The 17,497-nt window shown below is 69.4% G+C and carries 14 protein-coding genes and 1 pseudogene; 11 read left to right on the top strand and 4 right to left on the bottom strand.

Annotated elements, in window-relative coordinates; translation table 11 throughout:
• Positions 1 to 340: 340 nt before the first annotated feature.
• On the bottom strand, positions 341 to 1,579 hold the full coding sequence (locus OG866_RS07720; protein ID WP_329332720.1) for a low temperature requirement protein A: 1,239 nt from the start codon (positions 1,577 to 1,579) through the stop codon (positions 341 to 343).
• Positions 1,580 to 1,772: 193 nt separating this feature from the next.
• Between OG866_RS07720 and OG866_RS07715 the strand changes: the two genes are divergently transcribed.
• The 11 genes and pseudogenes from OG866_RS07715 to OG866_RS07665 all read left to right on the top strand — a co-directional run bounded on the left by OG866_RS07715 (position 1,773) and on the right by OG866_RS07665 (position 13,222).
• A complete protein-coding gene (locus OG866_RS07715; protein ID WP_329332718.1) occupies positions 1,773 to 2,954 on the top strand; it encodes an ROK family transcriptional regulator in 1,182 nt (393 codons plus the stop codon).
• A gap of 144 nt (positions 2,955 to 3,098) precedes the next feature.
• Positions 3,099 to 4,616 carry a sugar ABC transporter ATP-binding protein gene (locus OG866_RS07710; RefSeq protein ID WP_329332716.1) on the top strand — a complete coding sequence of 506 codons (1,518 nt, stop codon included), beginning with the start codon at positions 3,099 to 3,101 and terminating at the stop codon, positions 4,614 to 4,616.
• Positions 4,613 to 5,632 (top strand): ABC transporter permease, encoded by a 1,020-nt coding sequence (locus OG866_RS07705; RefSeq protein ID WP_329332715.1) that lies wholly within the window; start codon positions 4,613 to 4,615, stop codon positions 5,630 to 5,632. The genes OG866_RS07710 and OG866_RS07705 overlap by 4 nt, the downstream gene beginning before the upstream one ends.
• Positions 5,633 to 5,681: 49 nt before the next feature.
• A complete protein-coding gene (locus OG866_RS07700) occupies positions 5,682 to 6,719 on the top strand; it encodes a substrate-binding domain-containing protein (RefSeq protein ID WP_329332713.1) in 1,038 nt (345 codons plus the stop codon).
• An 84-nt stretch (positions 6,720 to 6,803) separates the two neighbouring features.
• Positions 6,804 to 8,006 (top strand): Gfo/Idh/MocA family protein, encoded by a 1,203-nt coding sequence (locus tag OG866_RS07695; protein ID WP_329332711.1) that lies wholly within the window; start codon positions 6,804 to 6,806, stop codon positions 8,004 to 8,006.
• Positions 8,007 to 8,020: 14 nt separating this feature from the next.
• The gene (locus OG866_RS07690; RefSeq protein WP_329332708.1) at positions 8,021 to 9,019 is read left to right on the top strand and encodes a sugar phosphate isomerase/epimerase family protein; all 999 of its coding nucleotides are present in this window, start codon (positions 8,021 to 8,023) and stop codon (positions 9,017 to 9,019) included.
• A 37-nt stretch (positions 9,020 to 9,056) separates the two neighbouring features.
• A pseudogene (locus OG866_RS07685) lies at positions 9,057 to 9,242 on the top strand (carbohydrate-binding protein); the annotation flags it as partial.
• Positions 9,243 to 9,257: 15 nt separating this feature from the next.
• Entirely contained in the window at positions 9,258 to 10,613 is a 1,356-nt protein-coding gene (locus OG866_RS07680) for a ThuA domain-containing protein (RefSeq protein ID WP_329332706.1), read from the top strand.
• A gap of 110 nt (positions 10,614 to 10,723) precedes the next feature.
• On the top strand, positions 10,724 to 10,855 hold the full coding sequence (locus OG866_RS07675) for a hypothetical protein (protein ID WP_329332704.1): 132 nt from the start codon (positions 10,724 to 10,726) through the stop codon (positions 10,853 to 10,855).
• 3 nt (positions 10,856 to 10,858) lie between these two features.
• Positions 10,859 to 12,019 carry a metabolite traffic protein EboE gene (gene eboE, locus OG866_RS07670; protein WP_329332702.1) on the top strand — a complete coding sequence of 387 codons (1,161 nt, stop codon included), beginning with the start codon at positions 10,859 to 10,861 and terminating at the stop codon, positions 12,017 to 12,019.
• A gap of 162 nt (positions 12,020 to 12,181) precedes the next feature.
• Positions 12,182 to 13,222: a sugar phosphate isomerase/epimerase family protein gene (locus OG866_RS07665; RefSeq protein ID WP_329332699.1), complete on the top strand. Its 1,041-nt coding sequence runs from the start codon at positions 12,182 to 12,184 to the stop codon at positions 13,220 to 13,222.
• An 81-nt stretch (positions 13,223 to 13,303) separates the two neighbouring features.
• On the opposite strand, the gene OG866_RS07660 is transcribed toward OG866_RS07665, so the two are convergent.
• From OG866_RS07660 to frc, 3 genes are all read right to left on the bottom strand, one after another.
• Complete coding sequence (locus OG866_RS07660) at positions 13,304 to 14,689, bottom strand: OFA family MFS transporter (protein ID WP_329332697.1); 1,386 nt, start codon at positions 14,687 to 14,689, stop codon at positions 13,304 to 13,306.
• 48 nt (positions 14,690 to 14,737) lie between these two features.
• On the bottom strand, positions 14,738 to 16,129 hold the full coding sequence (locus OG866_RS07655) for an OFA family MFS transporter (RefSeq protein WP_329343976.1): 1,392 nt from the start codon (positions 16,127 to 16,129) through the stop codon (positions 14,738 to 14,740).
• Positions 16,130 to 16,259: 130 nt separating this feature from the next.
• On the bottom strand, positions 16,260 to 17,492 hold the full coding sequence (frc, locus tag OG866_RS07650) for a formyl-CoA transferase (RefSeq protein WP_329332695.1): 1,233 nt from the start codon (positions 17,490 to 17,492) through the stop codon (positions 16,260 to 16,262).
• Positions 17,493 to 17,497: the final 5 nt, after the last annotated feature.

Genomic DNA, 17,497 nt, shown 5'->3' with positions numbered 1-17,497 from the left:
GCGTCAGGTGCGCTCCAAGTCTGAGCATCGGCGCGGGCCTTTGGGTAACGTGCGCTCCAAGTCCGAGCACCGGCGCGGGCCTTTGCGGCACGTGCGACCTAAGTCTCAGCACCGGCAGGGGCGTTCGTGTCACGCGCGCTGCAAGTCCGAGCATCGGCGTGGGCCTTTGCGTCACGTGCGACCTAAGTCTCAGTACCGGCAGGGGCGTTCGTGTCACGTGCGCTGCAAGTCAGAGCGCCGGCGTGGGCCTTTGCGTCACGTGCGACCTAAGTCTCAGTACCGGCAGGGGCGTTCGTGTCACGCGCGCCCCAAGTGCTGGGCCTCGGTGCGGGTTCTCGCCTCACGCGCGCGCCAGGTCCTGGGCCTCCGCGTCTCTCCCGCACCACCGTGCCTCCACTGCCAGCATCGTCACCAACACCGCCACCAGTGCGAGGAGTTCGGCGGCGGACGAGGTGTGTAGGCCCAGTAGGGCGGTCGCCAGGGCCACCGGTGCGGCCGTGGCGCGGAAGCGTACGGGGTGCAGGCGCAGTGTTGCGCGGAAGGCGACGTCTCCGGTGAGGAACAGGGCAACCCCGCCCGCCAGGGCCAACGCCGGGCCCGTGTGGAGGTGTTCGGTGAGATGGCCGAGGGTCTTCTTCACGCCCGCGGCGAGGAAGGCGATGCCCAGCAGCATCGGCAGGAAGGCGTAGTAGTACGCGTTCATCGCCAGCCGGAACCGGGCCGGGGCGGGCGTCGCGCGGAAGACCTCCTCGGCCAGCTCCTCGTCCCGGACGAAGTACGTCCACCACAGGGCCGTCGCCAGTGCGAGGGCGAGGAACGCGCCGCCGAACAGGCCCGCCGTGAGCGGCAGATCGCCGATGCCGATGCCGATCGCGATGACGGACTCGCCGAACGCGACGATGAGCAGCAGCCCGTGCCGCTCCACGAGGTGCGCGGGGTTGAGGCTGCCGAGCTGGGCGCGCAGCGCCTCGGGAGCGCGGCCGTCCGACCGGCCCGGGCCCCGTTCGGCTATGTACGGCGTCACGAACTGTAGGGCCAGTGCCAGGAGCCACAGCCCGTCCGCGGCCAGGCCGTCCAGCAGGCCGGCGACCGTCACCGAGAGGCCGGCCAGCGCGTTCGGGGCGCCGTACCAGATCGAGTCCCGGCCGTGGCTGCGGGTGTAGAGCGCGGTGTGCACGACGACCACGAGCAGGAAACCGAGCCCGAAGACGACGCCGGAGTCGTCGAAGACCCGCGGCACCGCCAGCGCGCAGACCATGAACCCGCCCATGCCGAGCATGAGCCCAAGGCGTCGTGACGGACGGTCCGGCGGGACCTGGTTGGTGAGGTGCGCGTACGCCCCGTACATCCAGAAGAGCACGAGGAAGATGAGCGCGACGCGGCCGGCCGTGGCGAAGGAGAGATCGCCCGCGAGCAGCACGGTGAGCTGGGTGAGGGTGAAGACAAAGACGAGGTCGAAGAAGAGTTCGAGCGTCGTGACCCTGCGGTCCGGCTCCCGGTCCCGCTCCGGCTCCCGGCGCGACTCCCGGTCCGGCTCCGGGCTCGGTTCGTCTACCGGTTCCCTCACTGCCGAGTTCATGTGGTCCCCCTGTGTCGACGTTGATCAGATCGTATGGGGAGCGCGGCATGACTCCGGTCTTTGTCCTGCGAGTGGGAAAAGTCGCCGGTAACTCGTGCACAGCTTCTTCCCAGGTTCGGCGGTCACTGCTACGTTCCCCTCGAAAGCCCGACAGTTGGCGGCCGATCCAGGCGGGGAGGGGCATGTGAGACGTATGACGGCACGTCCCGCGAACGCGCATCAGGCCCGGCTGCTCAAGCTGTTGCGCGACGGGGGTCCCAACTCCCGTGCGCAGCTGGGCGATCAGGTCGACCTGTCGCGGTCCAAGCTGGCCGTGGAGGTGGACCGGCTGCTGGAGACGGGCCTGGTCGTGGCCGACGGACTCGCCGCCTCGCGCGGTGGCCGTCGCTCCCACAACATCCGGCTCAACCCCGGGCTCCGCTTCCTCGGCGTGGACATCGGCGCGACCTCGGTCGACGTCGCCGTCACCAACGCCGAACTGGAGATCCTCGGCCATCTGAACCAGCCGATGGACGTGCGTGAGGGGCCGGTCGCGGTCTTCGAGCAGGTGCTGGCGATGGCCGCCAAGTTGCGGGCGACGGGGCTCGCGGAGGGTTTCGACGGTGCCGGGATCGGTGTTCCGGGTCCGGTCCGTTTCCCCGAGGGTGTTCCGGTGGCGCCGCCGATCATGCCGGGCTGGGACGGTTTTCCGGTGCGGGAGGCGCTCAGTCAGGAACTCGGCTGTCCGGTGATGGTCGACAACGACGTGAACCTGATGGCGATGGGGGAGCAGCACGCGGGCGTCGCCCGTTCCGTGGGCGACTTCCTCTGCGTCAAGATCGGCACCGGTATCGGCTGCGGCATCGTCGTCGGCGGCAACGTCCACCGCGGTGTCACCGGCAGCGCCGGCGACATCGGGCACATCCAGGCCGTACCCGACGGGCGTCCGTGCGCCTGCGGCAACCGGGGCTGTCTGGAAGCCCACTTCAGCGGGGCGGCCCTCGCCCGGGACGCCGTCGAGGCGGCCCAGCAGGGGCTGTCGGACGAACTGGCGAGCCGCCTGACGGCGAACGGTGGTCTCAGCGCCGTCGACGTCGCCGCCGCGGCCGCCGCCGGTGACGCCACCGCCCTCGACCTGATCCGCGAGGGCGGCAACCACACCGGCCAGGTCATCGCCGGCCTGGTCAGCTTCTTCAACCCCGGCCTGGTGGTGATCGGCGGTGGGGTGACCGGTCTCGGCCACACCCTGCTCGCCGCGATCCGCACCCAGGTCTACCGCCAGTCGCTGCCTCTCGCGACCGGCAACCTGCCCATTGTTCTGGGGGAGTTGGGTCCCACCGCCGGAGTCATCGGCGCGGCCCGACTGATCAGCGACCACCTGTTCTCGCCCGCGTAATCCACTTCGCCGCCTCTCGGTACGACGCGCTGCCTCGCCCTGCCCCGACAGCCATTGCCACGCCAGCCACTGCTCCACCCTGCCCCGCCACTCGCTGCCCCGCCCTGCCCTGAAACCGGCCCGCACGCCCGCCAAGGGGACCTCATGGCACCAGAACCACCGCTGCTCAGCATGTCCGGAATCACCAAGTCGTTCCCCGGCGTCCGCGCCCTCGACGGCGTCGACCTGGAGGTCCAGGCCGGTGAGGTGCACTGCCTGCTCGGCCAGAACGGGGCCGGAAAGTCCACCCTCATCAAGGTCCTCGCCGGCGCCCACCAGCCCGACGACGGGGTCATCAACTGGCGCGGTGAACCGGTCACCCTGCGCTCGCCCATCGCCGCCATGCGCCTCGGCATCGCCACCATCTACCAGGAACTCGATCTGGTGGAGCATCTGTCCGTGGCCGAGAACGTCCACCTCGGCCACGAGCCGACGGCTGCCGGTTTTGTCGTACGACGGCGCAGCGCGCGGGCTTCAACGGCCCAGCTGCTCAATCGACTCGGGCACCCGGAGATCGATCCGGCGCGCCTGGTCGGCGAGTTGTCCGCGGCCCAGCAGCAGATCGTGTCGATGGCGCGGGCCCTCTCCCACGACGTACGGCTCATCGTCATGGACGAGCCCTCCGCCGCCCTCGACCCGGACGAGGTCGACAACCTCTTCCGCATCGTCGGCGATCTGACCGCCGACGGCGTCGCCGTCGTCTACATCTCCCACCGGCTGGAGGAGATCCGGCGCATCGGCGACCGGGTGACCGTGCTGAAGGACGGCCGGGCGGTCGCCGGCGGGCTGCCCGCCAAGACCACGCCGACGCGTGACGTCGTCGCGATGATGACCGGGCGGAACGTCGAGTACGTGTTCCCGGACCGGCCCGTCTCGACTCCCGAGGGCACATCGGTCCTGGAGGTACGGGGGCTCGCGCGGGACGGCGAGTTCGAGCCCCTCGACCTCACCGTGCACCCGGGGGAGATCGTCGGGCTCGCCGGACTGGTCGGCTCGGGGCGCTCCGAGATCCTGGAGACGATCTACGGGGCCCGGAAGCCGTCGGCCGGTCAAGTGAGCGTCGACGGACGGCCGTTGCGGACCGGGAGCGTGCGGGCCGCCGTCCGGGCCGGACTCGGGCTCGCCCCCGAGGAACGCAAGGCGCAGGCACTGCTCATGCTGGAGTCCGTCACCCGCAACGTCTCCGTCTCCTCCATATCCCGCTTCTCGCACGGCGGTTGGCTCGACCGGAGCGCGGAGCGGGGCGCTGCCCGGGCGGCCACGCGCGAACTGTCGCTGCGCCCCGACAACCCCTCCGCGCCGGTCCGCACCCTGTCTGGCGGCAACCAGCAGAAGGCCGTCCTCGCCCGCTGGCTCCTGCGCGGCTGCCGGGTACTGCTGCTCGACGAGCCGACCCGCGGCGTCGACGTCGGCGCCCGCGCCGAGCTGTACGCGGTCATCCGCCGCCTCGCCGACGAGGGCCTCGCCGTGCTGCTGGTCTCCAGCGAGGTCCCCGAGGTGCTCGGTCTCGCCGACCGCGTCCTCGTGCTCCGTGAAGGGCGCGTCATCCACACCGCGCCCGCCCGCGAACTCGACGAACACCGCGTACTCGACCTCGTCATGGAAGGAAGCCCGGCGTCATGACGCAGCATGCCTCCCCACCGCGGGACAACACCCACAAGGTGCCGTCGGCCGGTCAATCCCCCGTGTGGCGCGGCCTGTTCGCGCACGCCGACGTCCGCACCCTCTCGCTGCTCGGTGTCCTCGCCGCGCTGATCCTGGTCGGCGGAATCACCAAACCCGACGAGTTCCTCGACACCCGCAACCTCCAACTCGTCCTCACCCAGGCCTCCGTGATCGGTGTCGTCACGGTCGGCATGACCTTCGTGATCATGTCGGGCGGGATCGACCTGTCCGTCGGCGCGATCGTCGCCCTCTCCTCCGTCTGGGCGACCACCGTCGCCACCCAGGAGTACGGCTTCGGCGGCATCCTCCTGACCGCGGTGCTGGTCGGCCTCGGCTGCGGCCTGGTCAACGGACTGCTCATCGCGTACGGCGGGATGGTCCCGTTCATCGCCACCCTCGCCATGCTCGCCTCGGCGCGGGGCCTCGCGTTGCAGATCACCGACGGCAAGACGCAGATCGTCACCGTCGACAGCGTCCTCGACCTCGGCCTGCGCGACGCGTACGTCCTCGGAGTCCCGCCGCTCGTCATGGTCTTCGCCGTCGTCACCGTCATCGGCTGGCTGGTCCTCAACCGCACCACCTTCGGCCGCCGCACGGTCGCGGTCGGCGGCAACGCGGAGGCCGCCCGCCTCGCCGGCATCGACGTGCGCCGCCAGCGCCTCTACCTCTACCTGCTGTCCGGGCTGTGCTGCGGCATCGCCGCCTTCCTGCTGATCATCCTGTCCGGCTCGGGCCAGAACACCAACGGCAACCTCTACGAGCTGGACGCGATCGCCGCCGCGATCATCGGCGGCACGCTGCTCAGCGGCGGCCGGGGCACCATCACCGGCTCCGTGCTCGGCGTGCTGATCTTTACCACGATCACCAACATCTTCGCCCTGAACAACCTGCAGAGCGACGTCCAGCAGATCGCCAAGGGCGCGATCATCGTCGCCGCCGTGCTGGTCCAGCGCCGTACCGCAAGCACGACCTGAGGGTCGTACCGCTCCCGCTCAGCACGACCTGAGGAAAGGGTTCACCGCCATGACACAGCTCCCCACACGCAGAGGACTGCTCTTCGGGGCCGCCGCCGTTTCCGCGGGTGCCGTCCTCGCGGGTTGCACGAGTAACGACTCCGACGACGAACCGTCCGCGAACGACCAGCCCGCCGCGGACGACAAGCCCGGCAAGCAGGTCACCATCGGCTTCGCCGGCCCGCAGGCCGACCACGGCTGGCTCAACGCCATCAACGACAACGCCAAGAGCCGGGGGAAGAAGTACTCGGACGTGACCCTGGAGATCACCGAGGGCTCCAACGACACCGCCGCCCAGATCGGCCAGATCGAGACCCTCATCAACAAGAAGGTCGACGTCCTGGTGGTGCTGCCCGCCGACGGCAAGGCCCTCACCCAGGTCGGCCTCAAGGCGATGCGCGCCGGAATACCGGTCATCAACCTCGACCGGATCTTCAACTCCCCGCAGGCCTACCGCTGCTGGATCGGCGGCGACAACTACGGCATGGGCCTCAACGCCGGGCACTACATCGGCGAGAAGCTCAAGGGGAAGTCCGACGCCCGGGTCATCGAGCTGGCCGGTCTCGACAACCTGGAGCTGACCCAGCAGCGCACCAAGGGCTTCGACGACGCCCTGAAGAACTACCCCAACATCAAGAAGGTCGCCCGGCAGGCCGCCGAGTTCACCGTGGAGTCCGGGCAGGCCAAGATGGCCCAACTCCTCCAGGCGCAGTCGAAGTTCGACGCGCTGTGGAACCACGACGACGACCAGGGCGTGGGCGCGCTCAGGGCCATCGAGCAGGCCGGGCGCGACGACTTCCTGATGGTCGGCGGCGCAGGCGCCCTGTCCGCGTTCCAGGCCATCAAGCAGGACGACGGTGTCCTGAAGGCGACCGTCCTGTACCCGCCGACCATGGCCGCCTCCGCGATCGACCTGGCCCGCGCCCTCGGCCAGAGCAAGGGCGTCGGCGGCCTCGCCGAGTTCGAGATCCCGGCCTCGATCACCCTCTACTCGGCCGTCGTCGACAAGACCAACGTCGACCAGTACATGTCCACCGGCTTCAAGTGAGCCGTCCTGCCCGACGAGCCGCACCGGCCCGTCGGGCGGGTCGCACCCCCCCACCGCGCCACGACGACGAGGAGGACATTGCGCATGGCACAGCCGCAGCAGTCAGAAGGGGGCGAGAAGCCGCCGCTCCGGGTGGGCATGGTCGGCTACGCCTTCATGGGCGCCGCGCACTCCCAGGGCTGGCGCACCGTGGGGCGCGTCTTCGACCTGCCCAGGCGGCCGGTGCTGGCCGCGATCTGCGGGCGCGACCCGGACGCCGTGCGGGCGGCGGCCGACCGGCACGGCTGGGCGGCGGCCGAGACCGACTGGCGTGCGCTGATCGCCCGGGACGACGTCGACCTCGTCGACATCTGCACCCCGGGCGACAGCCATGCCGAGATCGCGATCGCCGCGCTGGCCGCGGGCAAGCACGTGCTGTGCGAGAAGCCCCTCGCCAACACGGTCGAGGAAGCCTCGGCGATGGCGGAGGCCGCCGAGGAGGCCTACGGCCGCGGCCAGTTGGCGATGGTCGGCTTCAACTACCGCCGGGTGCCCGCGACCGCCCTCGCCCGGAACATGGTCGCCGAGGACCGGCTCGGCACCCTGCGGCATGTGCGGGTGACGTACCTTCAGGACTGGCTCGTGGACCCGGAGTTCCCGCTCACCTGGCGACTGCGCAAGGAGCTTGCCGGTTCGGGCGCGCTCGGCGACCTCGGTGCCCACATCGTCGACCTCGCCCAGTACCTGGCGGGGGAGCGGCTGGCCGGGGTGTCCGCCCTGACGGAGACCTTCATCCGCGAACGGCCCCTGTCGGCGGGCGCGGTGAAGGGCCTGTCGGCCGTCCCGGCCTCAGGCACCGGCCCGGTCACCGTCGATGACGCCGCCCTGTTCACCGGCCGCTTCACCTCCGGCGCCCTCGCCTCCTTCGAGGCGACCCGTTACGCCACCGGCCGCAAGAACGCCCTGCGTATCGAACTCAACGGGGAGCACGGCTCGTTGGCCTTCGACCTGGAACGTCTCAACGAACTCTCGTACCACGACGGCACCGAGCCCGGCACGCACGCCGGTTTCCGCCGCATCCTCGTCACCGAACCCGACCACCCCTACCTGGACGCCTGGTGGCCGCCCGGACACGGCCTCGGCTACGAGCACACCTTCGTCCACCAGGCCCGCGACCTCGTCCGGGCCGTCGCCGAAGGCCGCCGCCCCGACCCGTCGTTCGCCGACGGTCTCCAGGTTCAGCGGGTGCTGGCCGCGGTGGAGGAGAGCGCCGAGAAGAACTCCGTCTACACGCCCGTCGTCGTCTGAGGAGGGTCTCCGAGATGTCACGTCAGTTCACGCTCTTCACCGGCCAGTGGGCGGACCTCCCCCTGGAGGAGGTCTGCCGCCTGGCCCGGGACTTCGGCTACGACGGTCTCGAACTCGCCTGCTGGGGCGACCACTTCGAGGTCGACAAGGCCCTCGCCGATCCCGGCTATGTGCCCTCCCGTCATCAACTCCTGGAAAAATACGGCCTGAAGTGCTGGGCGATCTCCAACCATCTCGTCGGCCAGGCCGTCTGCGACGCCATCATCGACGAACGCCACCAGGCGATCCTGCCGGGCGAGGTATGGGGCGACGGCGACCCGGAAGGGGTACGGCAGCGGGCGGCGGCCCGGATGAAGGACACCGCGCGCGCCGCGTCCGCCCTCGGCGTCGACACCGTCATCGGCTTCACCGGCTCCGCCATCTGGCACCTGGTCGCCATGTTCCCGCCCGCCCCCGAGGCGATGATCGAGCGCGGTTACGAGGACTTCGCCACCCGCTGGAACCCGATCCTCGACGTCTTCGACGCCCAGGGCGTCCGCTTCGCGCACGAGGTCCACCCCAGCGAGATCGCCTACGACTACTGGACAACCCAGCGCGCGCTGGCGGCCGTTGACCACCGGCCCGCCTTCGGCCTCAACTTCGACCCCTCCCACTTCGTGTGGCAGGACCTGGACCCGGTCGGTTTCCTCTACGACTTCCGTGACCGCGTCTACCACGTCGACTGCAAGGAAGCCCGCAAGCGCCTCGACGGCCGCAACGGCCGCCTCGGCTCCCATCTGCCCTGGGGCGACCCACGCCGCGGCTGGGACTTCGTCTCCGCCGGTCACGGCGACGTCCCCTGGGAAGACGTCTTCCGCATGCTCCGCTCCATCGGCTACGACGGCCCGATCTCCGTCGAGTGGGAGGACGCCGGCATGGACCGGCTCCAAGGCGCCCCCGAGGCACTCGCCCATCTGAAGCGGTTCGACTTCGAGCCCCCGTCGACCTCGTTCGACGCCGCGTTCGGCAACTGACCCCTTCGTACCGCACCCGCCCGTACAACCGGCCCCGCTTCTCGGCAACGCGACCGTGCCCGTGACCGGCGGTTGGGAGAACTTCCAGGACATCACCGCCGGCCTGTCCCGCGCGCCCAGAGGCACGACCACCCTCTACCTCGTCTTCAAGGGCGGCACCGGCGACGGAGCCCTGTTCGACGTGGACGACTTCACCTTCACGACCGGCCCCGCGACCAATTGAGAGGTGCGATACGCGATGCGTACAACCAGCCGCATGGCAACGGCAGTCGCGGGAGCAGCGGTGCTCCTGGGCTGCGTCTCCGGACCGGCCGCCTCACAGGGCGGCGACGACGGCACACGGGTGCTGGTCTTCTCCAAGACCGCCGGCTTCCGGCACGACTCCATCCCGGACGGGGTCGCGGCCCTGAAGGAGATCGGCGACACGAACGGCTTCACCGTCGACGCCACCGAGGACTCCGGCGCCTTCACCTTCGGCAATCTCCGCCGCTACGACGCGGTCGTCTTCCTGTCGACGACCGGCGACGTCCTGGACGCCGCCCAGCAGACGGCCTTCGAGGGCTACATCCGGCACGGCGGTGGCTACGTCGGCATCCACGCCGCCGCCGACACCGAGTACGACTGGGAGTTCTACGGCGGTCTCGCCGGCGCCTACTTCCAGTCGCATCCGGCGATCCAGCCGGCGACGGTGACCGTCGAGGACCGCGCCCACCCGTCCACCGCGGGGCTGGCGCCTTCCTGGAACCGGACCGACGAGTGGTACAACTACCGCTCCAACCCCCGGGAACGGGCCCACGTCCTCGCCTCCCTCGACGAGTCGTCGTACACCGGCGGCACGATGAACGGCGACCATCCGATCGCCTGGTGCCAGAACTACCAGGGCGGGCGCGCCTTCTACACGGGCGGCGGCCATACGAAGGAGTCGTACGCCGACCCGCGGTTCCGCGCGCACCTGGCCGGCGGCATCCGCTACGCGATCGGCGCCGCCCACGCCGACTGCCGTCCGGAGAACGGCTACCGGCCCCTCTTCGACGGTACGGTCGCCTCGCTCGACGGCTGGCGGCAGGCCGGCCCGGGCTCCTTCACCCTCTCCGACGACGGCACGCTCACCTCGTCCGGCGGCATGGGGATGCTCTGGTACGCCGCGTCGGGCTTCGCCTCGTACTCCCTGAAACTCGACTGGACGATGGCAGGTCCCGACGGGGACGACAACTCCGGTGTGTTCGTGGGCTTCCCGCCCTCGGACGATCCGTGGTCGGCGGTGAACAACGGCTACGAGATCCAGATCGACGCCACCGACGAACCCGAGAAGACGACGGGGTCCGTCTACGGCTTCCGGTCCGCCGACACGAAGAAGCGCGACCGCGCCCTGAATCCGCCGGGGGAGTGGAACACGTACGAGATCCGCGTGGAGGGCGAACGACTCCGCGTCTGGCTCAACGGCGTGAAGATCAACGACTTCACCAACACCGATCCGGCCCGGAGTCTGCGCGAGGGCCACATCGGCATCCAGAACCACGGCGCCGACGACCAGGTGTCCTTCCGCAACGTCCGGATCAAGGAACTGCCCGCGAAGACCTCGCGGGGCGACTGAGCGACGACGGGCGGGGGACGCCGGACCCTCGCCCCCACCGACCCCACGGCCACCCCACCCGCACGGGGCACCGATCCCGGCCCGCGCGGCACCGACGGCGAGGAGTCCCGATGCGCATCCGCGACCCCCACATCCATATGAGGCCCCGCACCACCGACGACTACGAGGACCTCGACACCGGCGACAACGCGGCCACCGGCGTTACTCATGTGGGCAGCTCCATCCTGCGTGGAGGCGAGTAGGGCATGCGCTTCCGCCATCCCGACGGCTCCATCGTCCATCTCGCCTACTGCACCAATGTTCATCCCGCCGAAACCCTGGACGGCGTGCTCGCGCAGCTCCGCGACCACTGTGAACCCGTCCGCCGCCGCCTCGGCCGTGACCGCCTCGGCATCGGTCTGTGGCTGGCCGCCGACGCCGCCCGCACCCTCGACTCCGACCCGGGGGCCCTGCGTACCCTGCGCGGCGAACTCGACCGGCGCGGGCTGGAAGTCGTCACCCTCAATGGCTTCCCCTACGAAGGCTTCGGCGCCGAAGAGGTCAAGTACCGCGTCTACACACCGGACTGGGCCGACCCCGAGCGCCTGGAGCACACCACCGCCCTCGCCCGCGTCCTGACCGGACTCCTCCCCGACGACGTCACCGAGGGCAGCATCTCCACCCTGCCGCTCGCCTGGCGCACCGCACACGACGCCGACCGCACCGAGAACGCCCTGCGCACCCTGGCCGAACGCCTCGACGCACTACGGGAGTTGACCGGCCGCTCTGTCCGTGTCGGCCTCGAACCCGAGCCCGGCTGCATCGTCGAGACCACCCGCGACGCCCTCGCCCCGCTCACCGCGCTCGCCCACCCTCGCATCGGCATCTGTGTCGACACCTGTCACCTCGCCACCTCCTTCGAAGACCCGCACACCGCCATCGACGCCCTCACCACGGCCGGCGTCACCGTCGTCAAGTCCCAGCTGTCCGCCGCCCTGCACGCCGAGCACCCCCACCTCCCCGAGGTCCGCTCCGCCCTCGCCGCCTTCGCCGAACCCCGCTTCCTGCACCAGACCCGTACCGCCACCGCCGCCGGCCTGCGCGGCACCGACGACCTCGGCGAGGCACTCGCCGGCGAGTCCCTGCCCGACGGGGCGCCCTGGCGCGCCCACTTCCACGTCCCCCTGCACGCGGCCCCCGCCGCACCCCTCACCTCCACACTCCCCGTCCTCAAGGCGGCCCTGACCCGGCTGGTCGGCGGCCCGCACCCGCTCACCCGCCATCTGGAGGTCGAGACCTACACCTGGCAGGCCCTGCCACCCAAGCTGCGCCCCCGCACCAGAACCCAGCTCGCCGACGGCATCGCCGCCGAACTCACCCTCGCCCGCGACCTGCTGACCGACCTCGGCCTGAAGGAACTCCCATGAGCAGCCGCACCCGACTGCTCCACCCGCCCCCGAGCTGTCGGCGACCGCGTCGCGGCCACCGATGTGAAAGCACTCCTGCCCCCACCGGCCGGTCTCTCCGGACCTGTCACCAGTGAAGCACTCACCACTGACAGCACCCTCCGACCCCGAGGAGTTCCACGCATGAGCCGCTTCTCCCAGCCCGACCCCGAACTCACCCACCGCCTCAGCAGACGAGGCATGCTCGGCGTGGCCGCCGGCGCCACCGCCGCCGCTCTGCTGGGCGCCGCCGCCACCCCGGCGACCGCCGCCACCGCGCCCACCTCCACGGCGGCCGGGCGCGGCCGGCCCGTCCTGCCGCCCGGACGCCTCGGCATCCAGCTCTACAGCCTGCGCGACAAGGTCTCCACCCTCGGCTTCGCCCCCGTCTTCGCCGAACTCGAGAAGTACGGCTACGACGAGGTCGAGTTCGCCGGCTACACCCAGGGCTCGGCCGGCCCCATCACCCTCGCCCAGCTCAGACGGCTGGCCAGGGACCACGGGCTGAACCCGATCGGCAGCCACGTCGGCTACTACGCCGACGACCCCAACGCCTACACCTTCGCGGACAACCTCACCAAGGTCCTCGACGACGCCCAGGCCCTCGGCCTGAGGCACATCGGCACCGCCTCCGGCCCGTTCCGCTACGGCTCGACCGTCGACGCCTGGAAACGAGCGGCCGAGGACTTCAACACCTACGGCGCGGCGGCCAAGGCCCGCGGCATGAAGTTCTACCAGCACAACCACTCCGAGGAATTCTCCTTCGCCACCGACAACCCCAAGGTCCGCCTCTACGACGTCCTGCTCGCCGAGACCGACCCTGACCTGGTGTTCCTGGAGATGGACATCTTCTGGGCGTACTCGGGCCAGTTCCGCTTCTCCAAGCGCCCCGACGGCAGCCCGGCCCCCTTCGAGCCGCTGGACTACGTCCTCAGGCAGCCCCACCGCTACCCGCTGTTCCATGTCAAGGACGGGGTCAGCGACCCGGCCGACACCTACGGCTACCGCATGACCGACGTCGGTGACGGCGACATCGACTACCAGCGTTTCCTCTCCGCCGTGACCCGGCTGCGCGGTGAACGCCTGGCCCACCACTGGCAGGCCGAACACGACCAGCCCACCGAGTCGTTCACGTTCGCCCGCCGTTCCAGCGCCTATCTGCACTCCCTGCGCGAGAAGTGCTGACGGGCCGCGCTCACAGACCCACGTGAGGAGGCCCTCCCCGCCGACTGCTCCCGGGGAGGGCCTCCTCACGCGCGCGTGCCGTTACGCCACGGGCTCCGGCCTCGGCACCGGCGTCCGGCCCGGCTGCCGCAGCAGCAGGGCGAGCACCGCCGCCAGCATGGAGACGGCGCCGGCCAGGGCGTACGCCCCGTCGTAGCCCCAGGCCGCGACCACCATGGAGCCCAGACCACCGCCGAACAGGCCGCTGATCAGCTTGCCGCTGTACACCAGGCCGTAGTTGGTGGCGTTGTAGTTCTCCCCGAAGTAGTCCGGCGTGAGCGCCGCGAAGAGCGGATAGAAGGCGCCGCCGCCGAAACCGGAGAGGAAGGCGAAGAACAGGAACAGCGACTCGCTCCTGACGTCGCCCGCCCAGATCACGCCGAACTGGGCCAGGCCCAGCACGACGATCACGAACACCAGGGTCGGCTTACGGCCCCACTTGTCGGACAGCCAGCCCACGACACCGCGGCCGATGCCGTTGATGACCGCCATGACACCCATCGAGGAGGCCGCCACCAGCGGGCCGAAGCCGACCTCCTTCGCGTAGTCGACCTGGAAGGAGATCCCGAAGATCGACACCCCCGCGGTCATCACGATGGACACCCACATCAGGGGGAGCATGCCGGTCCTGATGGCCTCCTTGGGCGTGTACTGCTTCGCCGCCGGAGGGTTCTTGGCGAGGCTTGTCGCGTTCTTGCCGTTGCCCGCGTACGTCAGCGGATCGATGTCCGCGGGCCACCAGTTCTTCGGCGGATCCTTGAAGAAGAACGCGGACCCGAAGACCACGATCATGATGTAGCAGCCGATCAGGTCCAGGACCCGGTGGTAGTTGGCGGTGTCGAAGCCGTAGTTGAAGATGAAGATGAACGGCAGTGACCCGTACGCGAAGCCGCCGTTGACGAACCCCGTTCGCGCTCCCCGGCGTTCGGGGAACCACTTGCCGACCATGTTGATGCAGGTCGCGTAGACGAGCCCGGCGCCGATGCCCCCGACGACGCCGAAGCCCAGGATCGCCGGCCATACGTTGCTCATGTGCGACAGGGCGAGGAACCCGATGGCGCACAGACCTGAGCCGACGTACATGGCCTGACGGGCCGTCAGCAGGCCCTTCTCCCGCAGCCAGCCCGCCGGGAAGGCGATACCGGCCTGGAAGAAGACCCAGACGCTGAGGATCCAGAAGGTGTTGCTCTGCGTCCAGCCATGGGCGTGGGACAGGGTGTCCTCCGCCGAGCCGTACGCGTACTCGAAGACACTGATGGCCATCATGGCGATCCACGGCAGATACACCATGAGCTTGCGGGAGTGACCGAGGATGTCCCGGTCGGTCTCGCCGACGCGGAAGACACGGCCGTGTGCGTCGGTCACTTCTCGGTAGGGACGGTGTGCGGCGTCGGGGGAGCTGTTCGTTGCGATCGGATCTGCCGTCATTGCAGGCCAATTCCTCCGTGTCAGGCCATACGTTTCAGACGATGCGGGTCAGGCCATTTCCTCGCCGAGCGGCTGGGGGTTGGGGGCTATACCGCGGCTGGTCCTCGGCGTGCCGGGCGCCTTCAGGAACACGGCGAGCACGGCGGAACACAGGCCGATGGAGCCGGCCAGCACGAACGCGCCCTTGTAGTCCCATGCGTCGACGACGATCGCACCCATTCCGGAGCCCACGAGACCGGAGATGAGCTTCGAGCTGTAGACCATGCCGTAGTTGGAGGCGTTGTTGTTCTCACCGAAATAGTCGGCTGTCATGGCCGCGAACAGCGGGAAGATCGCGCCGCCGCCGAAGCCGGAGACCATGGAGCAGAAGAGGAAGAACGGCATGCTGCCCATCTGGCCCGAGACCAGCACGCCGAACTGCGCGCTGCCCAGCACCAGACACACGATGATCAGCGTGTTGCGGCGTCCGTAGCGGTCGGATATCCAGCCGATGACGCCACGGCCGGTGCCGTTGACGATGGCCTTCAGGGACATCGCGGTGGCCACGATCCCGCCCGCGAAGCCCATGTCCTTGCCGAACGGCACCTGGAAGGCGATGCCGAAGATATTGATGCCGGCCGTGCACAGCAGGCAGAACCACATCATCCACAGAACGGGCTGACGAGAGGCCTCCTTGGGGGTGTACTGCTTGGGCGACGGCGGGTTCTTCTCCAGCGCCCGGCGGATCTTCGGGTCGTCGGTGACCTTGAGCGGGTCGACGTGCGCGGGCCACCAGTTCTTCGGCGGGTCCTTGAAGAACCAGCCGGCCGACGCCACGACCAGGCACAGGCCGATGCCCACACAGGCGAGCACGGTCTGGTAGTTGCTCAGGTCCATGTACGAGGTGAACAGGAACACGAAGGGCACCGAGCCGTAGGCGAACCCGCCGTTGACGAAGCCGGTCTTGCCGCCCTTGCGCTCCGGATACCACTTGCCGACCATGTTGACGCAGGTCGCGTAGACGAGACCGGCGCCGATACCGCTGCACATGCCGAAGCCGAAGTAGGCCACGAGCACGTTCGGCGCGTACGCCAGCGACAGATAGCCGAGCATCGTGCCCACGGCGCCGAGCATCATCGCCGTACGGGCGGGCAGTTTGCCGCTCTCGCGCAACTGCCCGGCGGGGAAGGCCACGGCCGCCTGGAAGAACACCCAGACGCCCATCAGCCAGAAGATGTGTCCGCTGCTCCACAGATGAGCATCGTGGAGGGTGTCCTCCGCCGACGTGAACGCGTACTCGGCGGAGCTGATGCCCATCATGCCCACCCACGGCAGGAGGACCATCCACCTGCGCCGGCGGCCCATGATGTCGACATCGGACTCTCCGATGCGATACACGCGGCCATTGTGGTCCGTCACCTCCCGATACGGGACGGACGTCGAGTAGTCGATGGTTGTCATCTTGGTCAAGCACTCCTTGCGTCGAAAGATCTGGCCAGCGCCCCCTGTCCAAATGCCTTTCGTGCGCACACGGGTCCCGGGGCCTTGCCGACGCGCACCGTCGCTCGGCCCCTCCCTCACTCAGGTCACGTCAGATCACCCCGCTTGTCTTGAGAAGCCGCAATTCCTCGTCACCCAGCCCGAGTTCACCGATGTAGATCTCCTCGTTGTGCTGGCCGAGGAGGGGTGAGGGGGTGATGTGGGTGGGTGAGTCGGAGAGTTTGAGGGGGTTGCCCACGGTGGTGTAGGCGCCGCGTTCGGGATGCTCGACGGTGACGATCATGTCGTTCGCGGCGAGTGAGGCATCCTCGATGATCTCCCTGGTCGACAGGATCGGCCCGCAGGGAATGTTGTGCGCGTTCAGCTGCTCCAGCACGGCCCACTTGGGCAGGGTGACCGTCCATTCCTCGATCAGCTGGAACATCTTCGCCAGCTTCGGCAACCGCGCCTGAGGAGTCGCCCACTCAGGATCCTCGGCCAGCTCCGGGCGGCCGATCAGCTCACTGAGGGGCTGCCAGCCGACCGGCTGGACGATGACATACACGTAGTCGTTGGGCCCGCCCGGAGCACACCGCACCGCCCACCCCGGCTGCCCGCCCCCCGAGGCATTGCCCGAACGCGGGACCTCGTCCCCGAAATCATCGTTCGGATACTCGGGCAGCGGCCCGTGGGCGAGACGCTGCTGGTCACGCAGTTTGACGCGGCACAGGTTCAACACCGCATGCTGCATCGCCACGTTCACCCGCTGACCCCGCCCGGTGTGCCGACGCTGCAACAGCGCCGCCAGAATCCCCGCCACCGCGTGGATGCCGGTCCCGGAGTCACCGATCTGCGCACCCGTCGCCATCGGCGGCCCTTCCGCGTCCCCGGTCGTCGCCATCGACCCGCCCATCGCCTGCGCCACCACCTCGTACGCCTTGAAACCGGTGTACGGGCCCTCACCGAAACCCTTGATCGACGCATACACGATCCGCGGATTGATCTCCCTGATCCGCTCCCACGTGAACCCCATCCGGTCCACCGCCCCCGGCCCGAAGTTCTCCACCAGCACATCCGACCCACGGATCAGCTCCGTCAGGATCTCCTTGCCCCGCTCCGTCTTCGTGTTCAGCGTGATGCTGCGCTTGTTGCAGTTGAGCATCGTGAAGTACAGCGAGTCGACACCCGGGACGTCCCGCAACTGCCCGCGCGTGATGTCCCCGCCCGGCGCCTCCACCTTCACCACATCCGCCCCCAGCCACGCCAGCAACTGCGTCGCCGACGGACCCGACTGCACATGCGTCATGTCCAGGACACGCACACCCTCAAGAGCCATCGCTGTCATGGTCA

This window comes from Streptomyces sp. NBC_00663, assembly GCF_036226885.1.
Lineage (GTDB): Bacteria > Actinomycetota > Actinomycetes > Streptomycetales > Streptomycetaceae > Streptomyces.
This window is presented reverse-complemented; position numbering and strand designations above follow the sequence as displayed.

Bases quoted from the DNA above. Each gene is read 5' to 3' on its own strand.
- OG866_RS07720 (WP_329332720.1), bottom strand. From the start codon at position 1,579: ATGAACTCGGCAGTGAGGGAACCGGTAGACGAACCGAGCCCGGAGCCG.
- OG866_RS07715 (WP_329332718.1), top strand. From the start codon at position 1,773: ATGACGGCACGTCCCGCGAACGCGCATCAGGCCCGGCTGCTCAAGCTG.
- OG866_RS07710 (WP_329332716.1), top strand. From the start codon at position 3,099: ATGGCACCAGAACCACCGCTGCTCAGCATGTCCGGAATCACCAAGTCG.
- OG866_RS07705 (WP_329332715.1), top strand. From the start codon at position 4,613: ATGACGCAGCATGCCTCCCCACCGCGGGACAACACCCACAAGGTGCCG.
- OG866_RS07700 (WP_329332713.1), top strand. From the start codon at position 5,682: ATGACACAGCTCCCCACACGCAGAGGACTGCTCTTCGGGGCCGCCGCC.
- OG866_RS07695 (WP_329332711.1), top strand. From the start codon at position 6,804: ATGGCACAGCCGCAGCAGTCAGAAGGGGGCGAGAAGCCGCCGCTCCGG.
- OG866_RS07690 (WP_329332708.1), top strand. From the start codon at position 8,021: ATGTCACGTCAGTTCACGCTCTTCACCGGCCAGTGGGCGGACCTCCCC.
- OG866_RS07680 (WP_329332706.1), top strand. From the start codon at position 9,258: ATGCGTACAACCAGCCGCATGGCAACGGCAGTCGCGGGAGCAGCGGTG.
- OG866_RS07675 (WP_329332704.1), top strand. From the start codon at position 10,724: ATGCGCATCCGCGACCCCCACATCCATATGAGGCCCCGCACCACCGAC.
- eboE (WP_329332702.1), top strand. From the start codon at position 10,859: ATGCGCTTCCGCCATCCCGACGGCTCCATCGTCCATCTCGCCTACTGC.
- OG866_RS07665 (WP_329332699.1), top strand. From the start codon at position 12,182: ATGAGCCGCTTCTCCCAGCCCGACCCCGAACTCACCCACCGCCTCAGC.
- OG866_RS07660 (WP_329332697.1), bottom strand. From the start codon at position 14,689: ATGACGGCAGATCCGATCGCAACGAACAGCTCCCCCGACGCCGCACAC.
- OG866_RS07655 (WP_329343976.1), bottom strand. From the start codon at position 16,129: ATGACAACCATCGACTACTCGACGTCCGTCCCGTATCGGGAGGTGACG.
- frc (WP_329332695.1), bottom strand. From the start codon at position 17,492: ATGACAGCGATGGCTCTTGAGGGTGTGCGTGTCCTGGACATGACGCAT.